We start from the raw sequence: 26,297 nt of genomic DNA on the forward strand, positions 1-26,297 counted from the left end.
AGCCCCTTTAGACCGGCGTTATCCAGCATGGCATCGGCCAGGAGACGCTTGAGTTCGGCATTCTCCGCCTCAAGATCCTTCAGGCGGCGCAGCTCGGACACCGTCATGCCGCCATACTTGGCCTTCCACTTATACAGCGTAGCATCCGACATGCCGTGCTTGCGGCACAGCTCCGAGACCTTCGCCCCGGCCGCATACTCCTGCAGAATCCCCACGATCTGTTCTTCGGTGAAACGTGATTTGCGCATCGTCTGTTCTCCTTGTCGTTTTGAACGTTACGAGAACAAACTCTACTTTTGAATGGCCCGGTTTTTGGGGGGCAGGTCAAGCAGGACCAGCGCTTCGCAAGCTGGACCGGTGTGATGGACGGAGGCACTTCCGTGCCACCGCTTCTTTTGCATCTGAACGTGTTCATAAAAGAATGCTCAGTCGTCGCCTGTTTGACGGCGCTCAAAGTGTTCTACGGATTCCTTAGGAATTCGAAGAAGGCGCCCGACTCGAAAAGCTTGCAATTCTCCTGAGATTATTGCGTTTCTGATGGTATTGCTGCAGCAATTCCAGCGCTCTGCGAGCTGCTGAGGCGTGTAAATGTGCATTTTACTTCTCCTATTGGCACTGGGGCGAGACAAGTCGTGTCTCGGAGCGACACTCGAGGCCGCGTCAGGTAAAACGTGCTGGAAAAGAGAGTGGAAAAAGCCAGGTTAGGTTTTGTAGTTTTTCACCTTTCAGTAGGTCTGCTCCTGGTCAATATTCCAACGATAGCTTTGAAGTTTCGTTGATCCCCATTTTTATTCCTTTAGGACGCTCTCGGTTCTCTTAATCCGTGCCACTAAGGTACGAATGGATGTTCGAGTAATCAAGTAATTTATTGTGGAAAAACAGTACTTTATTTACTTCGTGTGAATTCGAAATGGCCAATATCGTTAGATTCACTATTTGCCCGAGCCTCGGCGTTGTTGCGTAACTCGTGCATTGGGCATGAGAGCCCCTTTCCCGTCAGCATTAGGCTCTGCGAACGATCTCGGCCGTTCCGAGGGTGTTGAGGCGGTTCATGAGTACGACGCGGATGCGGATGTGAATTTTGGAGGTTTTGGGGATCGGGTCTCGTGCCGCGAGGCGTTCTCCGAAGGCTTTCAAGCAGCGCATCTTGGCTGCGATCCGTCTGCGGGCATGGTATCCTGTCCAGTGCTTCCAGAAGGCCAGTAGTGCTGTGTAGCGCGCAGGGTGTCGTCGCTGGCGAGTGCGGCCTGGCAGTTCTCTTTCCACGCTTGGCCGTTCTTTTGGTCGGTATGTTCGGGGTGTCGCCGTGTAGGGGTGTCGGATTCTCGGGGGTCAGTAGACCGGCGCAGCCAACGGCGACGTGCCGTCGAACCAACCGGGAGCAGAACGGTATCCTGTGTTGCTTCACCAGGCTCTGGGAGAAAATTGCGAATGATGTCCATGCAGGGATCCTTCGACACAGTCGAAGACATCGAGTGAAAATTTTCATATTTCTGTCCTTGTGGGGACCGCCGTTCGTGGCGGCCTCAGACGCTCGGCCTCCCACCTTTTTTCCAAGCGGATGGTGCATCCGGCTGCCTTGAGCAGCTGAAATTGATACGGTCAGTGCATGTGTTTTTCTTGGGCACATTTTTTCCTGTCGTGCTCTCGCAAAGAAGAGCACGACAGGAAAAATCCAGCCGATAGTTTTTTAGAAGAACGCAGGTGAGCCCGCTGATCAGCATGTTCATCTGCGGAAGTGTTTCTTCCTGAATTTCTGGGGCCGTGCCACGCCCAGAAATTGATACGTCGTCGAGAAGCCCGTCGCAGAATTCTGAGCTGTGTAAAATTTTCGCAGGAATTTTTTCATACCCAATCGCACGAAATCCACACGGCTATGGGGTTGCTACCATTGAACGGAGCGACCGAACCAAGATCTGTCAAAAACCGATGGAATGTGCTACCTTGTCTTCGCAGGTCATGGCCAGTCCAAGCGTGGATTCGTCGCCAGATGCGAACGATGAAGGCGTAAAAACCAAAGCGCGGTTCAATGAACCTTTTTCGTGTTTCGACGCTTTCAGCTAAGTCACTGAAAAATATGGTAGGCCCGGAGGGACTCGAACCCCCAACCAAAGCGTTATGAGCGCTCTGCTCTAACCAATTGAGCTACAGGCCCCACCTCGAGCCCTTTTGAGCGTGTCCGCGTCCCCGCGTCAAGGCTTGCCGTTGCCAATTATCGGGTGATGGTCTAGTGCCAGCGCGAGATTGCGTTTGGAGATGGCAATGGGCAACGGCAGGAATGGCATCACCTATGCGGATGCGGGCGTGGACATTGACGCGGGCAACGCTTTGGTGGATCGGATAAAGCCGGCAGCCAAACGAACCGACAGACCGGGAGTCATGGCAGGGCTCGGCGGGTTCGGGGCGCTTTTCGATCTGAAAGCGGCCGGATATGTTGATCCGGTTCTGGTGGCGGCAACCGACGGGGTGGGCACCAAACTGCGCATAGCCATCGACACCGGAAATTTGGATGGCGTGGGCATCGACCTTGTCGCGATGTGCGTGAATGATCTTGTCTGCCAGGGGGCCGAACCGCTTTTCTTTCTTGACTATTTTGCGACGGGAAAACTCGAACCCGAGAATGCGGCGCGGATCATTGAAGGTATCGCGGAAGGGTGCGCGCAATCCGGATGCGCACTGATCGGTGGCGAAACGGCAGAAATGCCCGGCATGTATGAGGCAGGCGATTTCGATCTTGCAGGGTTTGCCGTGGGCGCGATGGAGCGGGGTGCAGCTCTGCCCGCCGAGGTGGCCGAGGGTGATGTGCTGCTTGGACTGGCCTCGAACGGAGTTCATTCCAATGGCTATTCTCTTGTTCGCAAGCTGGTGGAGGTGTCGGGTCTTGGCTGGGATGACACCTGCCCCTTCGACAAAGGACCGCTTGGCGCGGCGCTACTGACACCAACGCGGCTCTACGTCCGGCAAGCGCTGTCTGCGGTGCGCGCAGGGGGTGTTCATGCGCTGGCCCATATCACTGGCGGAGGCCTGACAGAAAATTTGCCGCGGGTTCTGCCCGACGGTCTGGGTGCTGAGGTTGACCTTGCATCGTGGACTTTGCCGCCGGTGTTCCGCTGGTTGGCGGAGACCGGAGGTTTGGCGGAGACCGAACTTCTCAAGACTTTCAATAGCGGCATAGGGATGGTTCTCGCCGTGGATGAAGACCGGGCGGAAGCGCTTGAGGGATTGCTCGTTGAAGCAGGTGAGAGCGTACATCGCATCGGGCGAATTACGCAGGGCAAGGGAGTGCGGTACACGGGGTCGCTCCTTTGACGAAAAGGGTTGCGATATTCATTTCGGGTGGCGGCTCCAACATGGTCACATTGGTGCGCTCGATGACAGGTTGTCATCCGGCGCGGCCCGTTCTCGTCCTGTCGAATGATCCGGATGCAGGAGGGCTTGAAAAGGCCGCGGAGATGGGAATAGCGACTGCGGTTGTCGATCACCGCCCTTTCATGGGGGATCGAGCATCTTTCGAAGCGGCGCTTCAGGCGGAACTCGACAAGGTGCGGCCCGATCTCCTTTGTCTGGCCGGTTTCATGCGGGTACTGACGGAAGGATTCGTCGCACGATGGGAGGGACGGATGCTGAATATTCACCCATCGCTTCTTCCGAAATATCGCGGTCTGCATACGCATCGGCGTGTGCTGGAGGCTGGCGATACCGAACATGGCTGTACAGTGCACCTTGTCACACCGGCGCTCGATGACGGTCCGATTCTCGGGCAGGCGCGGGTGCCGGTTATGGCGGGCGACACGCCCGAAACACTTGCCGGGCGCGTGCTGGAGCAGGAACACAGGCTTTACCCTGCTGTGCTGCGGCGTTTTGCCGGTGGTGACCGCACGCCACTCTATCTCTGAAGGGCGGATTTGCCTTTCTGCGGATTTGCACGTAAGCCTTGCGGGTGAGCTATCATAAAAACAATGACCAAAGTGGTCCCTTCATGAAAACACTTACGACGACACAGGATCTGGCCGCCTTTTGCGAAAGGGCGCGGCAGCACCCCTATGTCACGATCGACACGGAATTCATTCGTGAACGCACCTATTATTCAAAGCTCTGCCTGATCCAGATGGCCTTTCCCGGCGATGGCGAGGATGACGCCGTCCTGGTCGATCCCCTCGCGGATGACCTATCGCTTGAGCCGCTTTATGAACTCTTTCGCGATAGCAAAGTGGTAAAGGTTTTTCACGCCGCACGGCAGGATCTCGAAATCTTCTATGTCGAGGCGGGCGTGTTTCCCGAACCGCTTTTTGATACCCAGGTGGCGGCGATGGTCTGCGGTTTCGGAGAGCAGGTGGGCTACGAGACGCTGGTGCGCAAGATCGCAAAACAACCGCTCGACAAATCCTCACGTTTTACGGACTGGGCGCGCCGTCCGCTGACAGAAGCGCAAAAAACCTATGCACTGGCCGATGTGACCCATCTGCGGCAGATTTACGAGCATCTGGCTGACAAGCTGGAAAAAACCGGGCGGGCGCATTGGGTTGCAGAAGAGCTTCGGACACTGACCCATCCGGATACCTATATCGTCAAACCGTCAGAGGCCTGGCAAAGGGTAAAGACGCGCAACACCTCGCCTCGCTTTCTCGCGATAGTGCGAGAGTTGGCGCGGTTCAGAGAGGGTTATGCCCAGAGCCGCAATATTCCGCGCAGCCGGGTTTACAAGGACGATGCCATGCTTGAATTGGCTTCGACCAAACCGCAGAACATGACGGATCTGGGACGTTCGCGCCTTCTGCTGCGGGAAGCGCGGCGGGGGGAGATTGCCGAGGGTATTCTCAAAGCGGTGCAGGAGGCACAGAATTGTCCGCAGGAGGATCTGCCGAAGGTCGATACCTCGCGCGATAAGTTGCAGGTGAACCCGGCGTTGGCCGATCTTCTGCGTGTCCTGTTGAAGGCCAAGACCGAAAGCGCGGGCGTGGCGTCAAGGTTGATTGCCCCGGCGGCGGATCTTGACGCGATCGCAGCCGGGCAGCGTGATGTCTCAGCGCTAAGTGGCTGGCGGCGTGAGGTCTTTGGAGAGGATGCGATACGGCTCTGCGAAGGGGAGATTGCGTTGGCCGCAAAAGGAAGTGCCGTGAAAATCGTTCCGCTAACCTGAATTTGCAGTCGATCGAGGTAATCAGGAGGCGTGCCTGAAGCCCCGTTTGAAGAGTTACGACACATCGGGCCGATGCCCCCAAATACTCTTTTTCGGACGGTGCCTTAGCGGCGACGGGACTCGAGTGCGTTCGCCGCGCCGGAGACGCGGATCACCCGCACTCCCTGAAGCTGTTGTCGGGTAAGGTTCCGCGCGGCGTGCAGTTCTCGTGAAAATTCCCGCCCGACTCGCGCGTTGCCTGTTGGATGAACACCAAGAAACCGAAAGCTCAGAACGCCGTCGACCGGCTCTCCGTCATTCAGGGCCTCAAGCTTCAGAGAGTGGACTCCCTGCCTGGCAGCTATCCCGGTGACATTCACGATAGCGCCGCCCGGTGTCCGCTCAATCTCGAGATCCGATATGCGCTGCACTGGCGTGCCAGCATAAACCACCTCCCGCCGGAGGGAGAGGCGGTTACGTTGCGGTATGAGGGGGTTGGTGTTTTCCGCCGACTCAACCGGCGCCGATCGGGCACCACCAAACCAGTTGAACGGGTTGAGAACCGAGTCCCGAACGCCGTCGCACCCGGACAGCACAACAGATGATGTCAGAAGGACCAACAGGGATTTGCGCATACCAACCGCCTCGCTCGCTTTGCCCTTGGGTTATCGCATCGGGCCGCGCTTGAAAAGCGCCAAGACGGGTCTGGACCTTTGAAGTCGCCGCGCTTAGGTCTGCGGAGAGGTGAAAAAGGACAGCATATGGCAAGCGCAGCCTTCGAAGAAATTGTAGAGGATTTCGAATTCCTGGACGATTGGGAAGATCGCTATCGCTATGTGATTGAACAAGGGAAAGCGATGGACCCGCTTGACGATGCGCTCAAGGTGCCTGCCACGAAGGTGGACGGTTGTGCCAGTCAGGTTTGGCTTTATCCGCATATTGACGAGGGGGTATTCCGCTTTGACGGCGACAGCGATGCGATGATCGTGCGTGGCCTGATTGCGGTTCTTCGAAAGCTCTACAACGGCCTTCCTGTCGCCGACGTGTTGAAGGTGGATGCGCGCGCCGAGATGGAACGTCTGGGGCTGAATGAACACTTGTCCTCGCAACGCTCCAACGGCCTGCGCGCAATGATCGAACGGATTCGCTTGGTCGCAGGTGAGACGGTCTGAAGCTTCAGGTGCCGTCGCGCGTCCGGTAGTGGTTCAGGACATAGACACGAATGGCTGAGGCAAGGCCCGTATCAAGCTCTCGTTCAGCGTCAATTTTGGCAGCGAGTGCATTGATAGGAATGGATTTTTCCAAAGCGATTTCACGGAAAGCCTGCCAGAACTCGTTTTCGAGCGTGACACTTGTGCGATGTCCCTGCAAGGTCAATGAGCGCTTGACGGGGCCGGCGCTCATGGCTCGCGCTTGTGACCGTCGTGATAGCGATCGGTCTTGTTGGCTTGAATTCGGTCACGGGTTTTCACGCCTTTGGAACGGCCGAACTTGACGGCGTTTTCATCGGCGCGTGCCTTTTTCTCGGCCCACGCTTTGGTCTTGCGATACCGATTCAGGTTGACCGGTTGCGCCATCAGTCTTTCGGTCCGATCATCTCTTCGGGGCGGACAACGCGCTCGAATGTCTCCGCATCGACAAAACCGAGGTTGATCGCTTCCTCCTTCAGGGTGGTGCCATTCTTATGCGCGGTCTTGGCCACTTTGGTGGCGTTGTCGTACCCGATTGTGGGCGCCAGCGCCGTGACCAGCATCAGGCTTTCCTGCATCAATTTCTCGATGCGCGGTTCGTTGGCCTCGATCCCCAGCAGCATCCGCTCGGTGAAGCTGTCCGTTGCATCGCCCAGAAGCTGAATGGATTGAAGAAGGTTGTAGGCCATCATCGGATTGTAGACGTTTAGCTCGAAATGTCCTTGGCTGCCTGCGAATTTAATGGCGGCATCATTGCCCATAATATGCGCAGCCACCTGGGTCATGGCCTCGGCCTGCGTCGGATTGACCTTGCCCGGCATGATCGAAGAGCCTGGCTCATTTTCCGGCAGGATCAATTCGCCCAGTCCTGAACGGGGCCCGGAACCCAGAAAACGGATGTCATTGGCGATCTTGTAGCAAGACCCGGCGACCGTGGCGAGCGCGCCGGACATGAACACCATCGCATCATGTGCGGCCAGCGATTCAAATTTGTTGGGCGCGGTCACAAAGGGCAGATCGGTGATCTCTGCCATGTTTGCGGCCACTTTTTCGCCCCATCCTTTGGGAGTGTTGAGGCCGGTGCCTACGGCGGTGCCACCCTGCGCCAGTTCATAGATACCCGGCAGGGTTGCCTTGACACGGTCGAGTCCCATGCGGATCTGATGGGCATAGCCCGAGAATTCCTGCCCGAGGGTGAGCGGCGTGGCGTCCTGTGTATGGGTGCGCCCGATCTTGATAATGTCCTTGAACTCCTCGGACTTTCGCTCAAGTCCGGCCAGCAGCTTCTCCAAACCCGGCAAAAGCACGTCGCGCACGCTCATGGCGGCGGCGATATGCATGGCGGTGGGGAAGGTGTCGTTGGAGCTCTGTCCCATGTTGCAGTGATCGTTCGGGTGAACCGGATCCTTGCTGCCAATGGTGCCGCCCATGATCTCGATCGCTCGGTTGGCGATCACCTCGTTGGCATTCATATTGGATTGTGTGCCGGACCCCGTTTGCCAGACGACAAGCGGAAAGTTATCGTCGAACTTACCCTCAATCACCTCACCGGCGGCCTGGATGATGGCCTCCGCGCGTTCTGCATCGAGATTGCCCAGCTCCCTGTTGGCCAGAGCGCAAGCCTTCTTGATCACGCCGAGGGCGCGCACGATGGCCACGGGCTGCTTCTCCCATCCGATCGGGAAATTCATAATCGAGCGCTGGGTTTGCGCTCCCCAGTATTTGTCGGCGGGAACCTCGAGCGGGCCAAAGCTGTCAGATTCGGTGCGGGTCTGGGTCATTTGGGATGCTCCGTCGCTTGTGTTCGGCCCTGTCATAGTCAAAGGGGTGAAAAGTGCAATCCTGTCGACAGTCAAATACCGCCTTCGTCAATATTGTAAACTGCCGGAAAACCGCGGCGAAGAGTGCTGAGGTGGACATATCATTTCATCGTCATAGAATGTATGATGTCACGCTATGTCGTGATAAATGCGAAGGGAGTTTTCCGTGCTTCGTCAGTTCCGCGTTTCGTACCCGCCCGCACGCATCCTACTGGCCACATGTGTATTTCTGTGTACCTCCGGGGCGGCGCTTGCCGATGCCGCGATTGAACGTTTCGTCGGAAGCTTTACCGGATCCGCCGGCATTGTGAGGTCTGAGGGTATGTCGACCAAGCGCGACATGAGTGTCCGCATTAGTGAAACGAAGCGTGGCTTCAACGTCACTTGGACTTCAACCAGCTATAGATCAGATGGTCGCGCGAAGGATAAGACCTATTCGATAGACTTCGCTGAGAGCGAGCGTGACGGTGTCTATGCCGCGGCGATGCAGCGTAATGTTTTTGGACATGACGGGCAGCTCGATCCGATGAAGGGGGAACCCTATGTCTGGGCACGGATCAAGAACGACACGCTGACGGTATTTTCCATGTTCGTGACGGATGATGGTGGATATGAAATGCAGCAATACAATCGCACCTTGGCAGAAGGCGGGCTGATGCTCGAATTTCACAATTTGCTCAACGGGGAGCCGCAGCGCTCGGTAAAGACATTTCTCGAACGAGAGTGAGATCAGGTCGAATCAGGATGTCTTGCACCGAAAGTGCGCGGGGCATTTGCGTTACGCTGTAAGGCTCTCGCACACCAATATTTTTGTGCATTGTACGCGGGCGTCTATTTCCGAAACTTGTCCAGAGAGACGACCTCTGCGTCGCGCTGTTGTGGTTCGTCCGCTTCCGAGTCCAGTTCGGCGGTGTCGTCATCGGGATCGGGCGAGTCATCTTCCTCCGGACTTTCGAACCGAAGACCGAATTCCACCGAAGGATCGACGAACGTCTTGATAGCGTCATACGGAATATAGAGAGGTTCGGGCGCTTCTCCAAAGTTCAGTGTGACCGTGAAACCTTCGTCTGTGACATGCAGGTTTTCGTACCAGTGCTGCATCACCACTGTCATTTCGCCGGGATAGCGTTCCATGAGCCAGCTGGCGATCTCGACATCGGGGTGGAGTGTGTCGAAGGTGATGAAGAAATGATGATCCCCGGGCAGGCCATTTGCCTCTACGTCGCGCAGCACGTCCTGAATCAGGCCGCGCATGGCGCGATGCATCAGGTTTCCGTAGTCGATCATGCGAGACACTCTTCCATCCTTGCTCTTCTTTCAGCCAGCATAGAAGATTCGGCCCGAAACAAAAGGGATGAGGCGCAATTTCTGCGCAGGAGCGGAAGAGCCGCCAGCTATCCTGCCGGATGGCCGACAGGGGATTACAGATGCGTTCGTTCACTGTGTGTGAAAGATGAATTTTGATCCATAAAGGTTTGAAAGTGCAGGCTTCTGTTGCCAGGTGCCTGCGAACCCCGCCTTACGCTGCTAGGCGCAAGGGCTTAGATTTCGGTCTTGTTACCGCTTACGCAGCAACTGCAACCGGAGCACGATTGTCATTGGCAATTGTACTTTTCGGACCGATAACGGTGGTACCTCACCGAGACAAAGCAAACCCCTTTAGACGTCCGTCGATCCTATTTCGGCCCCATGTCCCGCCAATGACCGGGTTTATGGTGGAGCCGCCGGGTACCGCCCCCGGGTCCGATCCGCTTATTACGGGCGCGTTTATGTCCATAGTCCCCTTGGGGACACTTCGAAGATAGGGAGCGTTCGGTGGATTTGCAAGCGCCTGTGAGGGGCGGAAACGGCAAAAATCGCACGTCGGCAGAACGTCGGTATTGTGTCGGTATAACGTCGGTGGCGGTTTGACCTGCGTGCGCAGCGCGAAAATGTTAACGGCTCGGGACGCTCCGCCGGGCCCGCACCGCCATCACCGTCTGCGCCAGAGAGATCGTGAAGTCGCACAGCCGCGCCAGCTCCCGGTCGATCGCTTCGGCGTCGGCAGCCTGAAGCGCCCGCGCGATCTCGCTGTGGCGCGCCACAATGTCCCGACGCGGGCGGGCGGTGAAGGTGATCATGTTCATCAGCGGTTGCATCGCCTCCACCGCGCCGGCGAGCTGATAGCTCAGAACCGGGTTCTGCGCGGCATCGACCAGCGCACGGTGAAAGGCGACATCGGAGGTGCAGAACGCCTCGTCGGAGAGCGCCGGATCTTCCTGCCTGTTGATTTCCGCGCGCATGGTGGAGAGATGCCCGGCCCCGCGGCGTGCCGCAGCAAGCGGGGCGCAGGCGCGTTCCAGCGCGAAGCGCGCCTCGCAGGCGGTTTCGAAATCCACCGCGTTCATCGACAGCAACAACGTCGAGGTGGTGATATGCTGCGCATAGGCGTCCGTGTACGTCAGGCGATTGACGAAGGCCCCGCCGGTGGCGCCGCGCTGGGTGCGAATGAGGTTCTGTGCCGCCAGCCGCTTGAGCGCCTCTCGCACCGTGGGGCGGGACACCTCGAACTGGTCCGCAAGCTCCGCCTCGGATGGCAGGCGGGAATCCACGATCAACTCTCCCGAGACGATGGCATCCCGGATGGCCTTGGCGATCTGGGCCGAAAGGTCGGCCTTGGACGCGGCGTCCCGTTTCAATTGTCTGACATTTCCTGTTTGCCCGTTTCTCAATTGTCTGACATTAATTCAGGCAAAGGTCGAGTCGCGAAGGGGAGGAGCGATGCTGTCGGATCGGCTCCGGGCAATGACGGGCGGACACTGGATCGCGCTGTTCGCGGTGATCCTGGCCTCATGGGGCGCGCTATACCTGATGGCGGTTCCGGCCGACCTGCGCGTGATGGGGCGCCTTTACGGCGCGGATTTCTGGGAAAGCCTCTGTGTTGTCACCCCCGATGCCGCCGGGTTTGCCCGTGTGGCTGGAATGTGGGCGTTGATGGCGGCGGGGATGATGGCGCCGACGGCCTTGCCGTCTTTTGCCACCTATGACGATCTGCGGCGCACAGGCACGCCGGTGAATTTCGCCGCGCTGGTAGGCGGTTATCTGGTGATCTGGCTGGGCTTTGCGGCTCTGGCCGCGGCGACGCAGATCGGGCTTTACAGCGTCGGTCTGGTGGGCGTGCTGGGGCAGAGCCAATCTGTGGTGCTGTCGGCGGGGCTTCTGGCGGGGGCGGGGCTTTATCAGTTCTCGCCGCTCAAGGACGCCTGCCTGAGCAAATGCCGCGCGCCGCTGACGTTTTTCATGGCGCATTGGGACGAGGGGCCGTGGCGCATGGGGCTTCGGCTTGGCGCGGTCTGCCTGGGATGTTGCTGGGCACTCATGCTGCTGGCGCTGGTGGGCGGGGTGATGAACCTCGCCTTCATGGCTCTGGCGATGGCGCTGATGGTGGTGGAGAAGCTGCCAGGGCCGGGGCGGTATCTGACGCGGCCGCTCGGTGCGGCGCTTCTGGGCGGGGCGGTCTGGATGGCCGCAACCGCCATGATGATCTGAGGGAGAAGGAGAGAAAGATGGCAAGCGATCAGATGGAGGCGCCCGCGCGCCCCGCGGAGCAGGGACAGGTGCCCTGGGCGATCAAGGGAGAGTTGATCCTCAACTGCAACTGCACGGTGTTCTGCCCCTGCGTTGTCAGCCTTGGAAAACACCCGCCTACGGAAGGCTATTGCCAGGCGTGGGCCGGGGTGCGGATCGACGAGGGGCATTTCGGCGACACCGACCTGAGCGGGCTCAACGTCGGGCTGATCCTTGAGATTCCGGGCCTGATGGCGCGCGGCAACTGGAAGGCGGCGGCCTATATCGATGAGCGTGCGAGCGAGGCGGCCTATGACGGGCTGATCGACATCTTCTCTGGCAAGGCGAAGGGAACAACCGGGCTTTTCAAGGTGCTGGTGAGCGAATTTCTGGGTGCGGAGCGCGCGCCAGTGATCTTCGAGACCGAGGGCAAGACCCGGCGCCTGATCGTGGGCCGGGCGATTCACGGCGAGGTGGAGCCGGTGGCGGGCGCCGACAAGGACCGTGACATCGTGGTGACGAACAGTGAATACTGGATGGGGCCGGATATCACGGTGGCCACCGCCACCAAGGGCCGGGTGCGGGCCTTTGGCCGGGTCTGGGATTTCGACGGGCGCAGCGCGGAGATTTGCCAGATCGACTGGCACGGGCCGCGCTGATCGCGCCGCGCCCGGGGGGGCGTCTTCCGGGCCGGTTCAGGCAGAATGAAACGGCGGCGCCATCGCGCTGCCGCCATGGAAATAAGGGGATTTGGCCATGTTCAACGCGCTTGTGGTGACGAAGGACGAAGACAGCGGAAAGACCAGTGCCGCCGTAAGTCAGATCGGTCTGGACGATCTGCCCGAGGGCGAAGTGACGGTGGCGGTGGAGTATTCCACCGTGAACTACAAGGACGGGCTGTGCATCGGGCCGGGGGGCGGTTTGGTGCGCAAGTATCCGCATGTGCCGGGGATCGATTTCGCCGGCACCGTGGAGGCATCGAGCGACTCTCGCTACAAGCCCGGCGACAAGGTGGTTCTGACCGGCTGGCGCGTGGGCGAGGCGCATTGGGGCGGCTATGCGCAGAAGGCGAATGTGCGCGCCGACTGGCTCGTGCCGCTGCCAGAGGGGCTCGATACCCGGCAAGCGATGGCGGTGGGCACCGCCGGTTTCACCGCGATGCTGTCGGTGATGGCGCTGGAGGATCACGGCCTGATGCCGGGGCACGGGCCGGTTCTGGTGACCGGCGCCGCTGGCGGTGTGGGATCCGTGGCGACCGCGATCCTTGCCAGCCTCGGCCATGAGGTTGCCGCGGTGACCGGGCGGCCGGAAACCGAAGACTATCTCAAGGGGCTTGGCGCGAGCCGGATCGTGCCGCGCGAGGAGCTGACGGAAGTGACAAGAAAGCCCTTGGAAACAGAGGTTTGGGCGGGCTGCGTCGATGCCGTCGCAGGCGCGATGCTGGGCCGCGTTCTCAAGCAGATGAAATACGGCACCTCGGTCGCGGCGGTCGGTCTGGCCGGGGGGGCGGCGATCGAGGGGGCGCTGATCACGCCGTTTATCCTGCGGGGGGTGAACCTTCTGGGGATCGATTCGGTGATGCAGCCCTTTGCCAACCGCCTGCGCGCGTGGGAGCGGATCGCGCGCGATCTGCCGATGGGGAAGCTCGAGGCGATGGTGCAGCCAGCGACACTGTCGGATCTGCCCGCATTGGGGGCCGATATCCTCAAGGGGCAGATCAAGGGGCGGGTCGTGGTGGATGTGAACGCCTGATCCATGCGATAGAAGGGGGCGCGGGCCAGAGGGTCGCGCCCATTTCAGCCGCCGGAGGGGAAAGCATCCATGAGCTATGACAACGACAATATCTTTGCCAAGATCCTGCGCGGGGAGATCCCCAGCACGCGGGTCTATGAGGACGAGGAAACCCTTGTTTTCATGGACATCATGCCGCGCGCGGACGGGCATTGCCTGGTCATTCCCAAGACGCCCTGCCGCAATATCCTCGACGCCGCGCCCGGACAGATGAACGCATGCATGGCCACCGTGCAGAAGATCGCGCGGGCTGTGCGGGAGGCCTTTGACGCCGAAGGGGTGACGATCCAGCAGTTCAACGAGGCAGCCGGTGGGCAGGAGGTGTTTCACCTGCATTTCCACGTCCTGCCGCGACGCGAGGGCGAGAGCCTGCGCCCGCCGGGGCAGATGGCCGACGCCGAGGTGATCGAGGGACATGCGGAGGCCATTCGCGCCGCTTTGGGCGAATCGGGTTAAGTCTTTGAAACCGCGCTAAAACGCCATGCGGTAAAACGTCGGTATTTTGTCGGTATCGCGTCGGTGCCGCTTGCCGTGCGGGCCATGTTTAACAGGGCGTTCGGTAAGGGCGCGTTCACCTTGGTTGAGATCGGGTTGATGCGGGGGGAGAGCCGAGTCCCGGGGGCACTGCCTCCGGACCCCCGAAGTATCTGAGCAACGATGAAGGGCAGGGCGCCTCGCGCGGCGGGCGGGCGGAACGATGGCTTTCGGCTCGACAATCGCGGGGCGGGACGCTTGGATGGGGCTGCTTAACAGGTCAAGGAATCGGGGTATGCAGGCCGCCCGGACGCCGCCGCGTCTTGTGACGCTGGTGCTGGTCACTGCCGTGTCGGTGCTCACGCTCAACATGTTTCTGCCGTCGCTGTCGGGGATGGCGGAAGATTTCGGCGTCGAGTACGCGCTCATCAACCTGTCGATCGCGGGTTATCTGGTCATGGCGGGCGTGTTGCAGGTGATCATCGGGTCGGTGTCGGATCGCTACGGGCGGCGGCCGGTGATGCTCTGGGGGATGGGAATTTTCGCGCTGGCCTCGCTTGGCTGCGTGCTGGCCAGCGATGTGCGGGTATTCCTGATCTGCCGCATGGTGCAATCGGCGGTGATCGCGGGGCCGGTGCTGGCGCGGGCGGCGATACGCGACATGGTGGGCGAGCGCGAGGCGGCGAGCCTGATGGGGTATGTCGCCATGGCGATGGCGATCGCGCCGATGATGGGCCCGATGGTGGGCGGCGCGATGGATGTGCTGTTTGGCTGGCGGGCGAGTTTTCTCTTCTACGCGGTGGCGGGCGGGGCGCTCGTGATCCTTGTCTGGGCCGATATGGGCGAGACGCATCACGCGCGATCGGCCAGTTTCGGGGCACAGTTCCGCGCCTATCCAGAGTTGCTGCGCTCGCGCCGGTTCTGGGGGTATGCGCTGTGCTACGTGTTTTCGGTGGGGGCCTTCTATGCGTTTCTGGCCGGCGCGCCGCTGGTGGCCTCGACCGCCTTCGGGCTGAGCCCGGCAGTGCTCGGCATCGGGATGGGCAGCATCACGGGCGGGTTTTTCGTGGGCAACTTCATCACCGGGCGGCTGGCGCGGTTTCATGCGCCGGCGCGGATGATGGTCGCGGGGCGGCTGGTGGCCTGTGGCGGGCTGGCGGCGGGGCTGCTGCTTTACATGGCCGGCGTCGTGCATCCGGTGGCATTTTTCGCGCCCGTCGTCTGCGTCGGGCTGGGCAACGGGCTGACGGTGCCGGGGGCCAATGCCGGGGCGATGTCGGTGCGTCCGGCGCTGGCGGGCAGCGCGTCGGGCCTGTCGGGGGCGATGACGGTGGCGGGCGGGGCGGCGTTCTCGACGCTGGCGGGCACGGTTCTCACGCCCGGCAACGGCATCTGGCTGTTGCTTGCCATCATGCTCGGATCGGCGGGAGCGGGGCTTGTTTCGGCGCTCTACGTGGCATGGATCGACCGGCGTGAGGGAGCGCTATGAGGGCGGGTGCCGCGATTTCGCCAAAATATGTCGCAAACTTTACGATCAGTGACGTTCCTGATACAAGTCAAAGGGTAAGTGGGTCCTAACCTTCAAGGGGGCCATGCCCGCACAAAAAACCAAACACAGGCGCCAAGCGCAGGATTTTCAAGAGGGAATTCGGCGCCTAAAACCGTGAGATAGGAGGGAGACGTGTTCAAGAAAATCATGACGCCAGTGGACCTGGCCCATAAGGAGGCGCTGACCCGCGCGCTGCAATGCAGCGCCGATCTTGCCTCTCATTACGGGGCCGAGGTGGTCTATGTCGGCGTGACGGCCGCTACACCAAGCTCGCTCGGCCATACCCCGGAAGAATATTCCAAAAAGCTCGACGCCTTTGCCAAGGAGCAGGGTGAGACGCATGGGATCGATGCCAGCGCCCATATGATCGTGAGCCATGATCCGCGCACCGATGTCGACGACGTTCTGCTCAAGGCGGTCGGGGAGCTCAATGCGGATCTGGTGGTGATGCAGAGCCATGTTCCGAACGTCTTCGACTATATCTGGCCGTCCAACGGCGGCAAGATGGCCGAACATGCGAAAAGTTCGGTCATGGTCGTGCGCGGATGATCCGGGCAAAGAAAATTCAAACGCGAACAGGGGAGGCCGTAAATGGCCGATGACAACGACGACTTGGGTATCCCCGCGCCGGAGGGCGTGTCGGATATCATCGAGACCGAATATCAGATCGGTCAGGACAATATCGAAGCGAAGATCGGCCCGTTCGGGCTTGATATTCACAACCCCGTTTTCCTGATTTCGGGGCTGTCGGTCATCGCTTTCGTGATCTATGCGCTGGTTGCGCCAACGCAGGCGAGCGAGTTTTTCGGCTGGTTGCGCCCCGCGCTGACGAGCAGTTTCGACTGGTTCTTCCTGCTCTCGGCAAATGTCTTCGTGATCTTCTGCCTGTTTCTGATCGTCAGCCCATGGGGGTCTGTGCGGCTTGGCGGGTCGGAAGCGACGCCGGACTATGGCTATCTCGGCTGGTTCGCGATGCTGTTCGCGGCCGGTATGGGCATCGGTCTGATGTTCTTCGGGGTGCTGGAGCCGGCCTATTACTTCGGAACGCCGTGGGGCGACGCGCCGCTGGGCACGGTGCGGCCCTTTGACGAGGACGGCAACCTGATCGCCGCGAATGTCGATGAGGCCCGGCGCATGGCGCTGGCGGCGACCTCCTATCACTGGGCGCTGCATCCTTGGGCGATCTATGCGGTGGTGGCGCTCGCGCTGGCGCTGTTCAGCTATAACAAGGGGCTGCCGCTTTCGATCCGTTCGGCGTTCTATCCGCTTCTGGGCGAGCGTGTCTGGGGCTGGTGGGGCCACATCATCGACACGCTGGCGGTGTTCGCCACGTTGTTCGGCCTTGCCACGTCTCTGGGGATCGGCGCACAGCAGGCCAATGCCGGTCTGAACTACATCTACGGCGTTCCCAACACCACGACCGTTCAGGTTCTCCTGATCTGCGGGATCACGGCTGTGGCGCTCATCTCTGTGCTGCGGGGTCTGGATGGCGGCGTCAAGGTGCTGTCGGAGATCAACATGGTGATCGCGTTGCTGCTGCTGTTGTTCGTGCTGTTCGCAGCGGGGGCCGCGACGATCATGACGGAGTTCTTCGCGGGACTGGGGTCTTACGCGCGGGAGGTCATTCCGCTGTCGAACCCGTTCGGCCGCGAGGATACGGGCTACATGCAGGGCTGGACGGCCTTCTACTGGGCCTGGTGGATCAGCTGGTCGCCGTTCGTGGGCATGTTCATCGCCCGAGTCAGCCGGGGGCGCACGGTGCGTGAGTTCATCACCTGCGTTCTGATCATCCCCTCGCTCGTCTGTATCCTGTGGATGGCGGTCTTTGGCGGCTCCGCGATCAGCGACATGATCGCCAACCCCGACACCTCGGCGGTGATGGCCAACGTGATCGACAGCTATTCGCCGGAGCTGTCGCTCTTTGCGATGCTGGAGAGCCTGCCGCTGGCGGCGATCACGTCGACCATCGGGATCGTGCTGGTGATCGTGTTCTTCGTCACCTCGTCGGACTCCGGTTCGCTCGTGATCGACACGATCACGGCGGGCGGCAAGGTCGATGCGCCGGTGTCGCAGCGGGTGTTCTGGTGCACCTTCGAAGGGGCCGTGGCGATCGCGCTGCTGATCGGCGGGGGGCTGACCTCGCTTCAGGCGATGGTGATCTCCACGGGTCTGCCGTTCACGATCATCCTGCTTCTGATCTGTGTTGCGATCGTGCGCGGGTTGATGAGCGAAAAGCGGGCCTGACGCCCCGGCGCAGCCCGATTTGATCAAGAAAGCGCCCGTTCGGCCTTGCCGGGCGGGCGCTTTTACGCTCAGGTGTCGCCATGACACAGCTTGATTCAGATTTCGTCCGGGCGCAATTCCCGGCCTTTTCAGAGCCTTCGCTTGCCGGGCAGGCGTTTTTCGAAAATGCGGGCGGGTCCTATACCTGCGGGGCGGTGATCGACCGGCTCACCCGGTTTTACCGTGAGCGCAAGGTGCAGCCCTATGGCCCCTATGAGGCCAGCCGCAAGGGCGGCGCGGAGATGGACGAGGCGCGCACGCGTCTGGCCGCGTGGCTGGGGGTGGAGACCGAGGAGCTTTCGTTCGGGCCGTCCACGACGCAGAACACCTATGTGATGGCGCAGGCATTCGGCGAATGGATGCAGCCGGGCGATGCGATCATCGTCACCGATCAGGACCATGAGGCCAATTCCGGGCCGTGGCGGCGGCTCGCGGCGCGCGGGATCGAGGTGCGGGAGTGGAAGATCGACCCCGAGAGCGGGCATCTGGACCCCGAGGATTTGTCGGCGTTGCTGGACGATTCGGTGCGGCTTGTGTGTTTTCCGCATTGCTCCAACGTGGTGGGGGAGATCAACCCGGCCGCCGAGATCACGGCGCTGGCCCATGCGGCGGGGGCGTTCGTCTGTATCGACGGCGTGAGCTATGCGCCGCACGGCCTGCCGGATGTGGGCGCGATCGGGGCGGATATCTACCTGTTTTCCAGCTACAAGACCTATGGGCCGCATCAGGGCATCATGGTGGTGCGGCGCGCGCTTGGCGCGGTGCTGCCCAATCAGGCGCATTTCTTCAACGCCGACACGCTTTACAAGCGCTTCACCCCGGCGGGGCCGGATCACGCGCAGATCGCCGCCTGCGCGGGGATGGTGGATTACCTCGAGGCGCTGGCCGCGCATCACGAGATCGACGCGGGCAGCCCGGCGGCGACCGGCGCGGCGGTGCATGACCTGATGCGCGCGCATGAAACACGGCTTCTCAAGCCGGTGCTGGAGTTCGCCGCGGCGCGCAATTCCGTGCGCCTTCTGGGGCCGTCAGAGGCCGAGGGGCGCGCGCCCACGGTGGCGCTTGCGGCCGAGGCGCCGGGGCTGGAACTGGCCACGCGGCTGGCCGATCACGCGATCATGGCGGGGGGCGGCGATTTCTATGCTGTGCGCGCCCTCAAGGCGCAGGGCGTGGACATGGACAAGGGCGTTCTGCGCCTCAGCTTCGTGCATTACACCACGCAGGACGAGGTCGAAAAGCTTCTGACCGCGCTTGATGCCGTGCTGTGAAGACCGCATCCGGAGGCAGCCGGCCACCTGCCGGTTTTCCGGGCGCGCTGACGGTCCGGCCTGTCCAATTTCCATAAAACCTTGCCGCCGGGCCGCGACCAGCCTAATTTTACGTTGGACGTGAGGACTTTGGGAGTGAGAGTGGATGATCCTGACAAGCACCAAGGGGCAACGTGATCTGCCGCGGTACTTCGCGCGTGTCTTTGATGCCGCGGGCAAGATCAACAGCGGGCGGATAGATTTCATGATGCCCGACGGGCGGGTGTTCCGGGCGGAGGGGCCGAATCCGGGGCCGGTGGCGGTGCTGAACATCCATAACGCCGACACCTTTGCGCGGCTTATCCGGGAGGGCGATCTCGGCTTTTGCGATGCCTATATCGAGGGCTGGTGGAGCACGCCGGATTTGCAGGCGTTTCTGGATTTTCTACAGTCCGACAACGACGCGCTCTATGACGGGTTTCCCGGCATGGGTTTGGTGCGGTTTTTCGAACGGATTCGGCATCTTCTGCGCTCCAACTCACGCAAGCAGGCCAGAAAGAACATTTCCTATCACTACGATCTGGGCAATGAGTTCTACCAACTGTGGCTCGATGAGACGATGACCTATTCCTCGGCCAAGTTCGACAGCGGACAGGAGGATCTGGAGGCGGCGCAGACGGCGAAATACGCCGCGTTGGTCGATCAGATGGGCGTGCAGCCCGGCGATCACATTCTGGAAATAGGGTGTGGTTGGGGCGGATTTGCCGAATTTGCCGCGCGTGAGCGGGGCCTGCGGGTGACCGGGCTGACCATCAGCCGGGAGCAGTTGAACTATGCAAGGCAACGCATTGAAAAGGCAGGACTATCCGACAAGGTGGAGTTCAGGTTGCAGGATTACCGCGACGAGCGCGGCACCTATGACGGGATCGCCAGCATCGAGATGTTCGAGGCGGTGGGCGAGAAATACTGGCCAGTCTATTTCGAAACGCTCAAGGCGCGGCTGAAGCCGGGCGGCAATGCCACGCTTCAGATCATCACACTGGATGAAAAACGCTTTGAGAGTTATCGAAAAGGTGTTGATTTCATTCAGAAATACATCTTTCCCGGTGGGATGATTCCGTCGCGCAGCGCGCTCAGCCGGGAGATTCAGGACGCCGGGCTGAAGGTCTTGCGCTCCATCGAGTTCGGGGAAAGTTATTCGCAGACGCTGCGGCGCTGGCATCAGTCGTTCAACGACAAATGGGACGAGGTGGCCGCGCTCGGCTTTGACGACAGGTTCCGGCGGATGTGGAATTTCTATCTCACGTCTTGTGCGGCGGCCTTTCACAGCGGAAACTGTGACGTGACCCAGATCACTGTCACAAGGTCCGCGTAATGCCCACCGCTGCCCGGCTTGTCGCCGCTGTTTTCATGGCTGTGCTGGGCGCGGTCGTGTCGGAACTGGTCAAACCGGAGTTGCCCGAGGGCACGGGGTTCGGCTATTTCACGCTTGTGAATGCGGCGATTGGCGCCTTTGTCGGCTGGACCACGATCGGCAAGCGGGTGGGGCGCGGGATCACGGCGGCGATCAATCACGGGCTGACGGGGGCGGTGGTTCTGGTGATGCTGGGGCTGTTCGTTCAGGGTTGCAATGAGATGCTGCGCGTTGCGATGCGCTCACGCTATGACGGGCCCGTGGAGGCGGTGGTGTCGGTTTTCGAGCTGATGGCGAAGTTCGGGTTGTATCTTCTGACGCCGGGGATCATCTCTGCGCTTGCGATTGGCGGTATCCTTGCGGGGTTGGCCGCCGAAGGGGCAAGCCGGCGCTGGAGGTAAGCCATTGGACACATTGTTTTTCTATGGGACGCTGCGGTATCGGCCGCTGCTTGAGATCGTGCTTGGCCGGGGCGCGAAGACTGTGGCGGCGCAGCCCGCCACGCTGCACGGGTATGCGGTTGTCCGCGACGGGTCCTCTCCGTTTCCCACGATACGGGCTGAACCGGGCGCGCGGGCAGAGGGGCTTGTGGTCGAAGGGCTCAGCGAGAACGATCGCGCGCGGCTCGATTTCTACGAGGGCGGCTTTGCCTATGCGCTGCGCCCGGTCACGGTTCATGGCGAGGATGGCCCGCAGGTCGCGGAGGTCTATTTCCCCGACACCGAGGAACGGCCGCGCGGCGCGGATTGGTCGTTTGAGGAGTGGGCGGCGCGATGGGCCGAGATGTCCTGCCATGCCGCGCGGGAGGTGATGGGCTACTACGAGGTGCGCAGCGCGCAGGAGGTGGCCGCCATTTTTCCGGCGATCCGGGCACGGGCGTGGGCGAAGGTCAGGGCGCGGGCGCAGAACCATGCCTACAGCCCCTCGGGCTATACCGACAGCGATGTGCGCGAGTGCGCGCACCGCCAGCCCTATGGCGGGTTCTACGCCCTGGCGGAATACGATCTGTGCTATCGTCGCTATGACGGGTCGATGAGCGAGCAGGTGGAGCGGGCGGTGCTGGTGGCCACGGACGCGGTGATCGTTCTGCCCTATGATCCGGCGCGCGACCGGGTGCTTCTGATCGAGCAGTTCCGCCCCGGCCCGCACGCCCGCAACGATGCGCGGCCCTGGCAGCTGGAGCCGGTGGCGGGACGGATCGACGCCGGAGAAACGCCCGAGGCAACCGCCCGGCGCGAGACGGTCGAGGAGGCGGGCATAGAGCTTCGCGGTCTGGAGGAGGTGGCGCACGCCTATGCCACGCCGGGATGCAGCAGCGAGTTCTTCGATATCTATGTCGGCCTGACGGATTTGCCCGACGATGTGACCGGGGTGGCCGGGCTCGACAGCGAGGCCGAGGATATCCGCTCCTATCTCTTTGGCTTCGACGAGGCGATGGCGCTGGTGGACCGGATGGCGATTGTCAACGCGCCGCTTCTGGTGGCGCTCTTGTGGCTGGCACGTCATCGTGAGCGGCTGCGCGTGGCGGCTTGAGTTCCCGGTGATGCCCGCCTACACAGGACAGGGCGAGATCGAGACGAAAGGCGCCCCGATGCGTATTGCGAATGACATGGCCGATGTGATCGGCGACACCCCCCTGATCCGGCTCAGGAACGCGAGCGAGACGACGGGCTGCGAGATCCTCGGCAAGGCGGAATTCATGAATCCGGGGCAGTCGGTGAAGGATCGCGCCGCGCTCTACATCATCCGCGACGCGATGGAGCGCGGGCTGCTGTCGCCCGGCGGGACCATCGTGGAGGGCACGGCGGGCAACACGGGCATCGGGCTTGCGCTGGTCGGCGCGTCTATGGGGTTCAAGACCGTGATCGTGATTCCCGAGACCCAGAGCCAGGAAAAGAAGGACATGATCCGGCTGGCCGGGGCGGAGCTGGTGCAGGTGCCGGCGGCGCCCTACAAGAACCCCAACAACTATGTCCGCTATTCGGGGCGTCTGGCCGAGGAACTGGCCAAGACGGAGCCCAATGGCGCGATCTGGGCCAACCAGTTCGACAACGTGGCCAACCGCCGCGCGCATCGTGAGACGACGGGCCCCGAGATTTGGGAGCAGACCGGGGGCAAGGTCGATGGCTTCATCTGCGCGGTCGGCTCTGGCGGCACGCTGGCGGGCGTGGCCGATGCGATCCAGCCGAGGGGCGTGAAGATCGGTCTGGCCGACCCTATGGGCGCGGCGCTTTACAGCTATTACACAACCGGAGAGTTCAAGTCCGAGGGCAGTTCGATCACCGAAGGCATCGGGCAGGGGCGCGTGACCGCGAACCTCGAAGGGTTCACGCCGGACATGTGCTATCAGATCCCCGACGAAGAGGCGCTTCCGGTGGTGTTCGATCTGTTGCAGGACGAGGGGCTTTGCCTTGGCGGCTCATCGGGCGTGAACGTGGCGGGCGCGATCCGCATGGCGCGCGAGATGGGGCCGGGCCATACGATCGTGACGGTGCTGTGCGACTATGGCACGCGCTATCAGTCCAAGCTGTTCAACCCCGCGTTCCTTGCCGAGAAGGGCCTGCCACAGCCCGACTGGCTCGACCAGCGGGGGCCGAGCAGCATTCCGGGTGTGTTCGAGGACGTGTGAGGGCGCCATGAACCACATTCTGCGCCTTGCCGCGGCCCTCTGCCTGAGCCTGCTCATGGCGCTTTCTGCGGCGGCGCAGGCCAGCGATCCGCCCGATTACGACGCGTGGCGCAACGTCTCCGAGCGGGCGCAGGATGTCGTAAGCAGTGCGCGTGCCTCGGATGTGGCCCTTGGCGAGCTTCGCCAGACGCTTGTCACCTGGCGTCAGACCTTTCAGCAGGCGCAATCAGTCAACCGTTCCGAAATCGAGACGGTGCAGGCCCAGCTCAACACGCTGGGCGCACCGCCGGAGGACGGCAGCGAACCCGAGGAGATCGCGGAGCAGCGCGCCAAGCTCAACACGCGCCTGACCGACCTGAAAGCGCCGGTCCGCCGTGCGGAGCTGGCCTATACCGAGGCCAATGCGCTGATCGGGAATGTCGATGAGATCATCCGGGAGCGCCAGACAGAGCGGCTTCTGGAATTCGGGCCGTCGCCGCTCAACCCGGTGAACTGGGCGCGCGGGTTCGATGCGGTGATGGCGTCGTTGGCGAGTATCGGCGAGGAGGGAAAAACGGCGTGGGCCAACAGGGCGCAACGCGAGACGCTGCGCTCGAACCTGCCGCGTGTCGGGCTTCTTCTTGCACTCGCGCTTTTGCTGATGACGCGGGCACGGCTGTGGATGGAACGTCTGGTACAGTCGATCCTGTCCACAGGCGCGACGGCGGGGCGCTGGCTTGCGGCGTTTCTCGTCTCGCTCGGGCAGGTGGTTCTGCCGCTGGCCGGGGTCTATGCGCTGACCGAGGCGCTCTATGCCACGGAAATGGCCGGGATGCGCGGTTCAGTGGTGCTGAATGCGCTGCCCGAGGCCAGCGCGGGTTTTCTTATCGCGCTCTGGCTTGGCGCACAGGTGTTTTCACGCTCTGACGAGGGGCAGCAGATCCTGAACCTGCCAGCCGCCGAGCGGCGACAGGGACGGCTCGCAGCGGGGCTTCTGGGTCTGGTATTCGCACTGGGCCTGATCATTCAGCGGCTGGCCGAATTCGAAACCTGGTCCGATGCGGCTAATGTGGCAATATTTTTCCCGTTTCTGCTGCTGGCCGGGCTTTTGATGATGCGCATTGCGCAGTTGCTGCACCATCACCACGCGGCGGAAGGTGAGGAGGCGAGCCATGCCGACCGTCTCATCGGGCTTTTCGCGCGCTTTCTTCGGGTGGTCGCGATTGCCGGCCCGGTGCTGGCCGCGGTGGGGTATTCGAGCGCGGCCGAACAGTTGATGTTCCCCACGATCCTGACGGTGTTCCTGTTGGCCGGTCTGCTGCTGTTCCAGATGGTGGTCACCAATGTCTACATCCTGCTGACCGGAAACCGGGAGGGGGTGCGCGAGTCGCTGATCCCGGTTCTGGCGGGGTTTGGTCTCGTGCTGGCCGCGCTGCCGGTATTGGCGCTGATCTGGGGCGCGCGGCTGACCGATCTGGCCGAACTCTGGGCGCGGGTGTCGCGGGGCATCTCCTTCGGCGAGACCACGATCACGCCGGGTGACGTGCTGACATTGCTCATCGTGTTCGTCATCGGCTACATGGTGACCCGTCTGGTGCAGGGCACGCTGAAGACCACGATCCTGCCCAAGACCCGTCTCGATGTGGGCGGGCAGAATGCGATGGTCGCCGGGCTCGGGTATTTCGGGATCTTTCTGGCGGCGCTGATCGCGGTGACGGCGGCGGGGATCGATCTGACGTCCATCGCGCTGGTGGCGGGGGCGTTGTCGGTGGGGATCGGCTTCGGGCTTCAGACGATCGTCTCGAACTTCGTCAGCGGCATCATTCTTCTGATCGAGAGGCCGATCTCCGAGGGCGACTGGATCGAAGTGGGCCCGCAGATGGGCATTGTCCGCGATATCTCGGTCCGCTCCACGCGGATCGAGACCTTCGACCGCACCGATGTGATCATCCCCAATACCGATCTGATCGCCGGAACCGTGATCAACTATACCCGCGGCAATACCATTGGCCGGGTGACCGTGCCGGTTGGCGTGGCCTATGGCACCGATCCGCGCAAGGTCGAGAAAATCCTGCTGGAGATCGGAAGGGACCATCCGATGGTGGTTCTGGAGCCCGCGCCCTACGTGGTGTTTCAGGGGTTCGGGGCCTCGTCGCTCGATTTCGAGATCCGCGCCATTCTGCGCGATGTGAACTGGATTCTGTCGGTGCGGTCCGAGATGAACTACGAGATTGCCCGGCGGTTCGCCGAAGAGGGCATCGAGATTCCATTCGCTCAGCGTGACATCTGGCTGCGCAACCCCGAGGCGCTGCGTGGCGGTTCGCAGACCGCGCCTGAACCGGAGCCGGAGATGGAGACGTCGCGCAAGCCAGACGCCGCGGTGCAGGACCGATCCGGCGCCACGCATCTGACCGAGGCCGATATGGACACGGATGGCGAGGCAGACGGAGGAGACCGATGACACAGATGCTGTTTCGTGAAGACCCCTATCTGCGTGAGGCCACCGCGCGGGTGACCGGCCATACGCCCGAGGGCGGGGTGGTGCTGGACCGATCCGTGTTCTATCCCACGGGGGGCGGCCAGCCGGGTGACAGTGGCACGATCACCTGGGCGGGCGGCGCGCTCTCCATCGCCACCACGGTCAAGGCGGACGGTGACGGGATCGCGCTGGTGCCGGCCGAGCCAGCCGCGCTTCCGCCCGTGGGGGAGGATGTGATGCAGGAGCTGGACTGGGATCGGCGCTACCGGCACATGCGGGTGCATACCGCGCTGCATCTTCTGTCGGTGGTGATCCCGCGCCCGGTGACGGGTGGGGCCATCGGCACGCAGAAGGGGCGGCTCGACTTCGATATGCCCGAGGCGCCCGAGGACCGCGAGGCGATCGAGGCGCGGCTCAACGATCTGATCTGGCGCGATCTGGTGGTCAGCGAAGAGTGGATCACGGAGGAGACGCTTCTGGCCCGTCCGGATCTGGTCAAGACCCTGTCGGTGCAACCGCCGCGCGGGGCAGGGCGGGTGCGCCTCATTCGCATCGGTGAGGGCGACGAGCAGGCCGATCTGCAACCCTGCGGCGGCACCCATGTGGCGCGCACCGGCGAGATCGGGCGCCTGCGCCTTGGCAAGATCGAGAAGAAGGGCCGGCAGAACCGCCGGGTCGCGCTGCTGCTCGACGATTGACCGCGGCGCGATGCCGTTCGCACCGGAATGGATTTTCGCCCTTGAACTCGGGTGGCCGGTAAGGCTAAGCAGCGCATCA

27 protein-coding genes, 1 tRNA gene, 1 other RNA gene and 1 pseudogene are annotated in these 26,297 nt (G+C 61.7%); 19 read left to right on the top strand and 11 right to left on the bottom strand.

Annotated features, from left to right (window positions below; genetic code table 11):
* The 4 genes and pseudogenes from BMW66_RS12295 to BMW66_RS12310 all read right to left on the bottom strand — a co-directional run.
* Positions 1-248, bottom strand: a 248-nt coding sequence (locus BMW66_RS12295; RefSeq protein WP_139196172.1) for a transposase, incomplete at its 3' end; no start/stop codon positions are given.
* 177 nt (positions 249-425) lie between these two features.
* A complete protein-coding gene (locus tag BMW66_RS20865) occupies positions 426-596 on the bottom strand; it encodes a helix-turn-helix domain-containing protein (protein ID WP_093118925.1) in 171 nt (56 codons plus the stop codon).
* Between the two features lie 406 nt (positions 597-1,002).
* Positions 1,003-1,283: pseudogene (locus BMW66_RS12305) on the bottom strand (IS5/IS1182 family transposase); the annotation flags it as partial.
* A 795-nt stretch (positions 1,284-2,078) separates the two neighbouring features.
* Positions 2,079-2,155: transfer RNA gene (locus tag BMW66_RS12310), tRNA-Ile, on the bottom strand.
* A gap of 107 nt (positions 2,156-2,262) precedes the next feature.
* Here BMW66_RS12310 and purM point away from each other — a divergent pair.
* The 3 genes from purM to rnd all read left to right on the top strand — a co-directional run bounded on the left by purM (position 2,263) and on the right by rnd (position 5,140).
* Entirely contained in the window at positions 2,263-3,309 is a 1,047-nt protein-coding gene (gene purM, locus BMW66_RS12315) for a phosphoribosylformylglycinamidine cyclo-ligase (protein ID WP_093118927.1), read from the top strand.
* Complete coding sequence (purN, locus tag BMW66_RS12320) at positions 3,306-3,896, top strand: phosphoribosylglycinamide formyltransferase (protein ID WP_093118929.1); 591 nt, start codon at positions 3,306-3,308, stop codon at positions 3,894-3,896. The genes purM and purN overlap by 4 nt, the downstream gene beginning before the upstream one ends.
* 83 nt (positions 3,897-3,979) lie before the next feature.
* On the top strand, positions 3,980-5,140 hold the full coding sequence (rnd, locus tag BMW66_RS12325) for a ribonuclease D (RefSeq protein ID WP_093118931.1): 1,161 nt from the start codon (positions 3,980-3,982) through the stop codon (positions 5,138-5,140).
* A 104-nt stretch (positions 5,141-5,244) separates the two neighbouring features.
* Here rnd and BMW66_RS12330 read toward each other — a convergent pair whose 3' ends face one another.
* Entirely contained in the window at positions 5,245-5,754 is a 510-nt protein-coding gene (locus tag BMW66_RS12330) for a hypothetical protein (protein ID WP_093118933.1), read from the bottom strand.
* A gap of 126 nt (positions 5,755-5,880) precedes the next feature.
* Here BMW66_RS12330 and BMW66_RS12335 point away from each other — a divergent pair, with 126 nt between their 5' ends.
* A complete protein-coding gene (locus BMW66_RS12335; protein WP_093118935.1) occupies positions 5,881-6,291 on the top strand; it encodes a SufE family protein in 411 nt (136 codons plus the stop codon).
* A gap of 4 nt (positions 6,292-6,295) precedes the next feature.
* Here the strand turns inward: BMW66_RS12335 and BMW66_RS12340 are convergent, their stop codons facing one another.
* The 3 genes from BMW66_RS12340 to fumC are packed head-to-tail and all read right to left on the bottom strand — an operon-like array spanning position 6,296 to position 8,090.
* Positions 6,296-6,523 (bottom strand): ribbon-helix-helix domain-containing protein, encoded by a 228-nt coding sequence (locus BMW66_RS12340; RefSeq protein WP_093118937.1) that lies wholly within the window; start codon positions 6,521-6,523, stop codon positions 6,296-6,298.
* Entirely contained in the window at positions 6,520-6,696 is a 177-nt protein-coding gene (locus BMW66_RS12345) for a DUF4169 family protein (RefSeq protein WP_093118939.1), read from the bottom strand. Before BMW66_RS12345 ends, BMW66_RS12340 begins: the two co-directional genes overlap by 4 nt.
* The gene (fumC, locus tag BMW66_RS12350) at positions 6,696-8,090 is read right to left on the bottom strand and encodes a class II fumarate hydratase (RefSeq protein ID WP_093118941.1); all 1,395 of its coding nucleotides are present in this window, start codon (positions 8,088-8,090) and stop codon (positions 6,696-6,698) included. The genes BMW66_RS12345 and fumC overlap by 1 nt, the downstream gene beginning before the upstream one ends.
* 205 nt (positions 8,091-8,295) lie before the next feature.
* Here fumC and BMW66_RS12355 point away from each other — a divergent pair, with 205 nt between their 5' ends.
* On the top strand, positions 8,296-8,856 hold the full coding sequence (locus BMW66_RS12355) for a hypothetical protein (protein ID WP_245729470.1): 561 nt from the start codon (positions 8,296-8,298) through the stop codon (positions 8,854-8,856).
* Positions 8,857-8,960: 104 nt separating this feature from the next.
* Here BMW66_RS12355 and BMW66_RS12360 read toward each other — a convergent pair whose 3' ends face one another.
* The 3 genes from BMW66_RS12360 to BMW66_RS12370 all read right to left on the bottom strand — a co-directional run bounded on the left by BMW66_RS12360 (position 8,961) and on the right by BMW66_RS12370 (position 10,807).
* Positions 8,961-9,425 carry an SspB family protein gene (locus BMW66_RS12360; protein WP_093118943.1) on the bottom strand — a complete coding sequence of 155 codons (465 nt, stop codon included), beginning with the start codon at positions 9,423-9,425 and terminating at the stop codon, positions 8,961-8,963.
* Positions 9,426-9,609: 184 nt separating this feature from the next.
* Positions 9,610-9,960, bottom strand: a transfer-messenger RNA (tmRNA) gene (gene ssrA, locus BMW66_RS12365).
* Between the two features lie 103 nt (positions 9,961-10,063).
* Positions 10,064-10,807: a FadR/GntR family transcriptional regulator gene (locus tag BMW66_RS12370; RefSeq protein ID WP_093118945.1), complete on the bottom strand. Its 744-nt coding sequence runs from the start codon at positions 10,805-10,807 to the stop codon at positions 10,064-10,066.
* Positions 10,808-10,889: 82 nt separating this feature from the next.
* Between BMW66_RS12370 and BMW66_RS12375 the strand changes: the two genes are divergently transcribed.
* The 14 genes from BMW66_RS12375 (at position 10,890) to BMW66_RS12440 (ending at position 26,218) form a co-directional block, all read left to right on the top strand.
* Positions 10,890-11,657 carry a DUF2182 domain-containing protein gene (locus tag BMW66_RS12375; RefSeq protein WP_245729471.1) on the top strand — a complete coding sequence of 256 codons (768 nt, stop codon included), beginning with the start codon at positions 10,890-10,892 and terminating at the stop codon, positions 11,655-11,657.
* A gap of 17 nt (positions 11,658-11,674) precedes the next feature.
* Positions 11,675-12,334: a DUF1326 domain-containing protein gene (locus BMW66_RS12380; RefSeq protein WP_175483232.1), complete on the top strand. Its 660-nt coding sequence runs from the start codon at positions 11,675-11,677 to the stop codon at positions 12,332-12,334.
* A 97-nt stretch (positions 12,335-12,431) separates the two neighbouring features.
* Positions 12,432-13,427 (top strand): acryloyl-CoA reductase, encoded by a 996-nt coding sequence (gene acuI / locus BMW66_RS12385; RefSeq protein WP_093118947.1) that lies wholly within the window; start codon positions 12,432-12,434, stop codon positions 13,425-13,427.
* Between the two features lie 69 nt (positions 13,428-13,496).
* Positions 13,497-13,922 carry an HIT family protein gene (locus tag BMW66_RS12390; RefSeq protein WP_093118949.1) on the top strand — a complete coding sequence of 142 codons (426 nt, stop codon included), beginning with the start codon at positions 13,497-13,499 and terminating at the stop codon, positions 13,920-13,922.
* Between the two features lie 313 nt (positions 13,923-14,235).
* Positions 14,236-15,429: a multidrug effflux MFS transporter gene (locus BMW66_RS12395; protein ID WP_093118951.1), complete on the top strand. Its 1,194-nt coding sequence runs from the start codon at positions 14,236-14,238 to the stop codon at positions 15,427-15,429.
* A 192-nt stretch (positions 15,430-15,621) separates the two neighbouring features.
* A complete protein-coding gene (locus BMW66_RS12400) occupies positions 15,622-16,038 on the top strand; it encodes a universal stress protein (protein WP_093118953.1) in 417 nt (138 codons plus the stop codon).
* A gap of 42 nt (positions 16,039-16,080) precedes the next feature.
* On the top strand, positions 16,081-17,733 hold the full coding sequence (locus BMW66_RS12405) for a BCCT family transporter (protein ID WP_093118955.1): 1,653 nt from the start codon (positions 16,081-16,083) through the stop codon (positions 17,731-17,733).
* 80 nt (positions 17,734-17,813) lie between these two features.
* Positions 17,814-19,040, top strand: a complete 1,227-nt coding sequence (locus BMW66_RS12410; RefSeq protein WP_093118957.1) for an aminotransferase class V-fold PLP-dependent enzyme — start codon at positions 17,814-17,816, stop codon at positions 19,038-19,040.
* A 145-nt stretch (positions 19,041-19,185) separates the two neighbouring features.
* Positions 19,186-20,394 carry an SAM-dependent methyltransferase gene (locus BMW66_RS12415; RefSeq protein WP_093118959.1) on the top strand — a complete coding sequence of 403 codons (1,209 nt, stop codon included), beginning with the start codon at positions 19,186-19,188 and terminating at the stop codon, positions 20,392-20,394.
* Positions 20,394-20,834, top strand: a complete 441-nt coding sequence (locus BMW66_RS12420; protein WP_093118961.1) for a TrgA family protein — start codon at positions 20,394-20,396, stop codon at positions 20,832-20,834. The genes BMW66_RS12415 and BMW66_RS12420 overlap by 1 nt, the downstream gene beginning before the upstream one ends.
* 4 nt (positions 20,835-20,838) lie before the next feature.
* Positions 20,839-21,966: a gamma-glutamylcyclotransferase gene (locus BMW66_RS12425; RefSeq protein WP_093118963.1), complete on the top strand. Its 1,128-nt coding sequence runs from the start codon at positions 20,839-20,841 to the stop codon at positions 21,964-21,966.
* 58 nt (positions 21,967-22,024) lie between these two features.
* Entirely contained in the window at positions 22,025-23,062 is a 1,038-nt protein-coding gene (locus BMW66_RS12430; RefSeq protein ID WP_093119112.1) for a cysteine synthase A, read from the top strand.
* Between the two features lie 7 nt (positions 23,063-23,069).
* Entirely contained in the window at positions 23,070-25,502 is a 2,433-nt protein-coding gene (locus tag BMW66_RS12435) for a DUF3772 domain-containing protein (RefSeq protein WP_093118965.1), read from the top strand.
* Positions 25,499-26,218, top strand: coding sequence for an alanyl-tRNA editing protein (locus BMW66_RS12440; RefSeq protein WP_093118966.1), 720 nt, complete (start codon positions 25,499-25,501; stop codon positions 26,216-26,218). Before BMW66_RS12435 ends, BMW66_RS12440 begins: the two co-directional genes overlap by 4 nt.
* Positions 26,219-26,297: the final 79 nt, after the last annotated feature.

Source organism: Salinihabitans flavidus, assembly GCF_900110425.1.
GTDB lineage: Bacteria > Pseudomonadota > Alphaproteobacteria > Rhodobacterales > Rhodobacteraceae > Salinihabitans > Salinihabitans flavidus.

Coding starts and splice junctions, on each gene's coding strand:
- BMW66_RS12430 (WP_093119112.1), top strand. CDS start 22,025: ATGCGTATTGCGAATGACATGGCCGATGTGATCGGCGACACCCCCCTG.
- BMW66_RS20865 (WP_093118925.1), bottom strand. CDS start 596: ATGCACATTTACACGCCTCAGCAGCTCGCAGAGCGCTGGAATTGCTGC.
- BMW66_RS12380 (WP_175483232.1), top strand. CDS start 11,675: ATGGCAAGCGATCAGATGGAGGCGCCCGCGCGCCCCGCGGAGCAGGGA.
- acuI (WP_093118947.1), top strand. CDS start 12,432: ATGTTCAACGCGCTTGTGGTGACGAAGGACGAAGACAGCGGAAAGACC.
- BMW66_RS12395 (WP_093118951.1), top strand. CDS start 14,236: ATGCAGGCCGCCCGGACGCCGCCGCGTCTTGTGACGCTGGTGCTGGTC.
- BMW66_RS12440 (WP_093118966.1), top strand. CDS start 25,499: ATGACACAGATGCTGTTTCGTGAAGACCCCTATCTGCGTGAGGCCACC.
- BMW66_RS12330 (WP_093118933.1), bottom strand. CDS start 5,754: ATGCGCAAATCCCTGTTGGTCCTTCTGACATCATCTGTTGTGCTGTCC.
- rnd (WP_093118931.1), top strand. CDS start 3,980: ATGAAAACACTTACGACGACACAGGATCTGGCCGCCTTTTGCGAAAGG.
- BMW66_RS12375 (WP_245729471.1), top strand. CDS start 10,890: ATGCTGTCGGATCGGCTCCGGGCAATGACGGGCGGACACTGGATCGCG.
- BMW66_RS12410 (WP_093118957.1), top strand. CDS start 17,814: ATGACACAGCTTGATTCAGATTTCGTCCGGGCGCAATTCCCGGCCTTT.
- BMW66_RS12335 (WP_093118935.1), top strand. CDS start 5,881: ATGGCAAGCGCAGCCTTCGAAGAAATTGTAGAGGATTTCGAATTCCTG.
- BMW66_RS12435 (WP_093118965.1), top strand. CDS start 23,070: ATGAACCACATTCTGCGCCTTGCCGCGGCCCTCTGCCTGAGCCTGCTC.
- BMW66_RS12340 (WP_093118937.1), bottom strand. CDS start 6,523: ATGAGCGCCGGCCCCGTCAAGCGCTCATTGACCTTGCAGGGACATCGC.
- purM (WP_093118927.1), top strand. CDS start 2,263: ATGGGCAACGGCAGGAATGGCATCACCTATGCGGATGCGGGCGTGGAC.
- fumC (WP_093118941.1), bottom strand. CDS start 8,090: ATGACCCAGACCCGCACCGAATCTGACAGCTTTGGCCCGCTCGAGGTT.
- BMW66_RS12345 (WP_093118939.1), bottom strand. CDS start 6,696: ATGGCGCAACCGGTCAACCTGAATCGGTATCGCAAGACCAAAGCGTGG.
- BMW66_RS12415 (WP_093118959.1), top strand. CDS start 19,186: ATGATCCTGACAAGCACCAAGGGGCAACGTGATCTGCCGCGGTACTTC.
- BMW66_RS12420 (WP_093118961.1), top strand. CDS start 20,394: ATGCCCACCGCTGCCCGGCTTGTCGCCGCTGTTTTCATGGCTGTGCTG.
- BMW66_RS12390 (WP_093118949.1), top strand. CDS start 13,497: ATGAGCTATGACAACGACAATATCTTTGCCAAGATCCTGCGCGGGGAG.
- BMW66_RS12405 (WP_093118955.1), top strand. CDS start 16,081: ATGGCCGATGACAACGACGACTTGGGTATCCCCGCGCCGGAGGGCGTG.